The sequence below is a fragment of the Polaromonas sp. P1_E3 genome (assembly GCF_056405935.1).
The window spans coordinates 1-3,601 of record NZ_JBFUBD010000280.1 but is presented as its reverse complement, the minus strand read 5'-3'; the positions used below and the strand labels follow the sequence as shown (position 1 = coordinate 3,601).

General features: G+C 60.7%; 5 protein-coding genes. 3 read left to right on the top strand and 2 right to left on the bottom strand.

Annotated features, from left to right (window positions below; translation table 11 throughout):
- Window positions 1-289: 289 nt before the first annotated feature.
- Window positions 290-1,165 carry a DMT family transporter gene (locus tag AC1D0Z_RS17775; protein ID WP_477659526.1) on the top strand — a complete coding sequence of 292 codons (876 nt, stop codon included), beginning with the start codon at window positions 290-292 and terminating at the stop codon, window positions 1,163-1,165.
- Window positions 1,162-2,277 (top strand): enoyl-CoA hydratase/isomerase family protein, encoded by a 1,116-nt coding sequence (locus tag AC1D0Z_RS17770; RefSeq protein ID WP_477659525.1) that lies wholly within the window; start codon window positions 1,162-1,164, stop codon window positions 2,275-2,277. Before AC1D0Z_RS17775 ends, AC1D0Z_RS17770 begins: the two co-directional genes overlap by 4 nt.
- Before the next feature lie 9 nt (window positions 2,278-2,286).
- On the opposite strand, the gene AC1D0Z_RS17765 is transcribed toward AC1D0Z_RS17770, so the two are convergent.
- Window positions 2,287-2,661 (bottom strand): COG4315 family predicted lipoprotein, encoded by a 375-nt coding sequence (locus AC1D0Z_RS17765; protein ID WP_477659524.1) that lies wholly within the window; start codon window positions 2,659-2,661, stop codon window positions 2,287-2,289.
- Between the two features lie 130 nt (window positions 2,662-2,791).
- On the bottom strand, window positions 2,792-3,325 hold the full coding sequence (gene smpB / locus AC1D0Z_RS17760) for an SsrA-binding protein SmpB (RefSeq protein WP_477659523.1): 534 nt from the start codon (window positions 3,323-3,325) through the stop codon (window positions 2,792-2,794).
- An 80-nt stretch (window positions 3,326-3,405) separates the two neighbouring features.
- Here smpB and AC1D0Z_RS17755 point away from each other — a divergent pair.
- Window positions 3,406-3,601, top strand: a 196-nt coding sequence (locus AC1D0Z_RS17755; protein WP_477659522.1) for a type II toxin-antitoxin system RatA family toxin, incomplete at its 3' end; no start/stop codon positions are given.

Below are 3,601 nucleotides of genomic sequence, written 5' to 3'. Positions count from 1 at the left end.
GATCACGCCCAAGTCGGTTCGCTTGCGCAAGCGCCACCTCAAGGAAAGCGATCGCAAGCGCGCAGGCCGCTCTTAATGAGCCCCCACGCTTTTCACTTCGTGTAATGCGCTGCCCCCCGAGGGGGCCGCTGCGCCTGCGGTCCGGCGAAGCCGGTCCCGCGGCCCCTGCTGGTAACGGAACAGGGGCTTCCGAGTAGCAGGGTGAATCGCTAGCAACCAGGCCGCTGTGTGTGTATGCTCCAGCGGCCTTTTTTATATTTGCATATCAGCCTGAATTGATTGCACGCTTATGAAACTCACGCATTCCAGAGCCGTCTTCCTGATGATCCTCGTGACCCTGATGTGGTCGATTGCCGGTGTGGTCACGCGCCACCTGGAGTCGGCGCGCAGCTTTGAAGTCACCTTCTGGCGCAGCTTTTTTACGGTGATTTCATTGCTGGTGATCCTGCCGTTTTTCCAGGGCAGGGCGGTTTTCTCCAAGATTCGCAATGGCGGTGCGGCCTTCTGGCTGTCGGGCGTTTGCTGGAGCGTGATGTTTACAGCCTTCATGGTGGCGCTTACGCTCACCACGGTGGCCAATGTGCTGGTGACGATGGCGGTCAGCCCCTTCATCACCGCCTTGCTGGCGCGCGCGTTCATCGGCCACCGGATTCCCCTGCGGACCTGGCTGGCCATCGTGATGGCTGGCGCGGGCATTGCCTGGATGTATGGAGGGCAAATGGACCTGTCCAGCCACATTGGGGGCACGCTGGTGGCCCTGATGGTGCCCCTGGCCAGCGCCAGCAACTGGACGGTGGTACAGCACAGCCGCGCCCACGGCAAAAACGTCGATCTGGTGCCAGCGGTTCTGCTGGGGGCGGTCATTTCAACGCTGGTGACCTTGCCGCTGTCATTTCCGTTTTCTGCCACGGCTCATGACGTGGGGCTGCTGGCCGTGCTGGGTCTGTTTCAGCTGGCCATTCCCTGCGTGCTGTCGGTGATGTGCGGCGGGGTGCTCAAGGCACCTGAAATCGCCTTGCTGGCGTTGCTGGAAGTGATCTTTGGCATTTTGCTGGCCTGGTTTGGCGCGGGCGAGGTGCCTGGTGCGAGTGTTTTGACCGGCGGAGCACTGGTGATTGGTGCACTGGTGGTCAATGAGCTGATTGGATGGAGGCAACGGGCATGAATGCAGACCTGAAAACCGACGTGATCGTGGAGCAGCGCGGCAACGCCGGGCTCATCACCCTGAACCGGCCCAAGGCACTGAATGCGCTGTCCCTGCAGATGATCCGGGATTTGTCGAAAGCGCTGATCGCCTGGCGCGATGATCCGTCGGTGCTTGTGGTGGCGATCCGCGGCACCAACAAAAAGGGCCAGCCCGGAACGCCCGAGGGCCTGTTCGGCGGTTTTTGCGCGGGGGGCGACATCCGGTTTTTCCATCAGGCGGTGATGAGCGGCGATGCCTCGCTGGAAGACTTCTTTACCGAGGAATACGCTCTCAACCATCTGATCCATAACTACCCCAAGCCCTACATCGCCTTCATGGATGGCGTGGTCATGGGTGGTGGCATGGGCATCAGCCAGGGCGCAAAAGTACGCATCGTGACCGAGCACACCAAAATGGCCATGCCTGAAACGAACATCGGCCTGTTTCCGGATGTCGGCGGCGGCTATTTCCTGAGCCGCTGCCCCGGCCACGCCGGCGAGTACCTGGCACTCACGGGTGATGTGATCGGCGCAGATGAGGCCATCGGCTATGGCCTGGCTGACGTCAAGCTGGAGGCGGCCCGCCTGCCGGCGGTCTGGAATGCCCTGGGCTGCCAGACCTTTGCCTCCATTGCTGATGCCGATCAGTGGGTTGCTACTGAATTGATAGCTGGTGGCGCACATCCAGTAATGGCTACAGGCCAATTTGATGCGTATTTTTCCTTGCCAAGGGTCAAACACATCGTGGACGCGCTGGAAGCCTCAACCGACGCCTGGGCGCTGAAAACGGCTGCCACCTTGCGCAAGCGTTCACCGCTGATGCTGCATGTGACGCTGGAGCAAATCCGCCGCGCGCGCACCATGACACTGGCCGACAACCTGCGCATGGAGCGCGACATGGTGTACCAGTGCTTTCATCTGCGGCCCGGTGCGGCCAGCGAAACGGTAGAAGGTATACGCGCACTGGCCGTCGACAAGGACTACAAACCGCAGTGGAACCCCGCGCGCATCGAAGACGTGAAGCCGGGCATGGCCGACGCTTTTTTTGTCAGCCCCTGGCCGGCGGACGAACACCCGCTGCGCGGGCTCTGAGTCGTTTGCTCAGGGACGGGCGACGCGCCAGGAATTCATGACGTTGTCGCCGGTCTTGTCCCCGGGCTTGGCGTCCTTGACCCAGTAGTACAGCGGCTTGCCCTTCATCGCCCACTGCCGGCTGCCATCATCACGGGTGATGATGGTGTAGTCGCCGAGCGGCTGGGCCGTCGCGGTGGGCACCAGGGGCGGCCAGTTGGCCGCGCATTGGCCATTACAGACCGACTTGCCGCTACCGGCGGTGTCGCGATCGAAGGTGTAAAGCGTCATACCGTTGGGCCCGACCAGCACGCCATCGGCGACGGTGGCGGGATGTTTTGATGTCATGGAAGCGCAGCCGCCCAGCAGGGCGGCAGTCAACAAGGCGGTCGTCAGGAATTTCATGGAAAAGCTCCGGTGATAACAGCGGATGGCTGCACAAGCATAAACACCGGTGGACCCGGGCTTACTCTAAACATACTTCCACGATTTCCGGGGAAGGGCAAGCGGCGGACGCCGCGTTTTGGACCAAGCCCTAGCGGTTGCGGGACTTCATGGCGCGTTCAACCTCGCGCTTGCCTTCGCGGTCCTTGATGGTGTCGCGCTTGTCGTGCTCGCCCTTGCCCTTGGCCAGGCCGATCTCGCATTTCACCTTGCCGGCTTTCCAGTGCATGTTCAGCGGCACCAGGGTAAAGCCCTTTTGCTCAACCTTGCCGATCAGGCGCCGGATCTCCTCCTTGTGCATCAAGAGCTTCTTGGTCCGCACCGAGTCGGGACGTACGTGGGTCGAGGCCGTGCCCAGCGGGTTGATTTGGCAGCCGATGATGAAGAGTTCGCCATTGCGAATGACGACATAACCATCGGTGAGCTGGACCTTGCCTTCGCGTAGCGACTTCACTTCCCAGCCCTCGAGCACCATGCCCGCCTCAAAGCGCTCTTCAATCTGGTAATTGAAAAGGGCCTTTTTATTGTCGGCAATGCGCACGGCCGCCGCCGCTGCCTTGGGGGAAAGGTTGGCGGAAGGCGTTGAGGCCGATTTTTTGGAGGAGGATGCTTCTTTGGTGGCCATGAGTAAAAGATGGGGACGAAATGTGAAAAGTACAGCGCCTCTGACAGGCCCTAATACAATTGCGCCCAGCCTCTGATTGTATGAAAACCGTTCACAAGTCCGTTTTAATCTGGTACAGCGCCGCCGAAATGTTCGGGCTGGTCACCGATGTTGCCAKCTATCCGGAGTTTCTTCCCTGGTGTGACCAGGCTTCTGTGCTGGAAGAAGACGCGCGCGGCATGACGGCCAAAGTCGGCATCTCATTCGCCGGGTTGACGCAAAGCTTCACCACCCGCA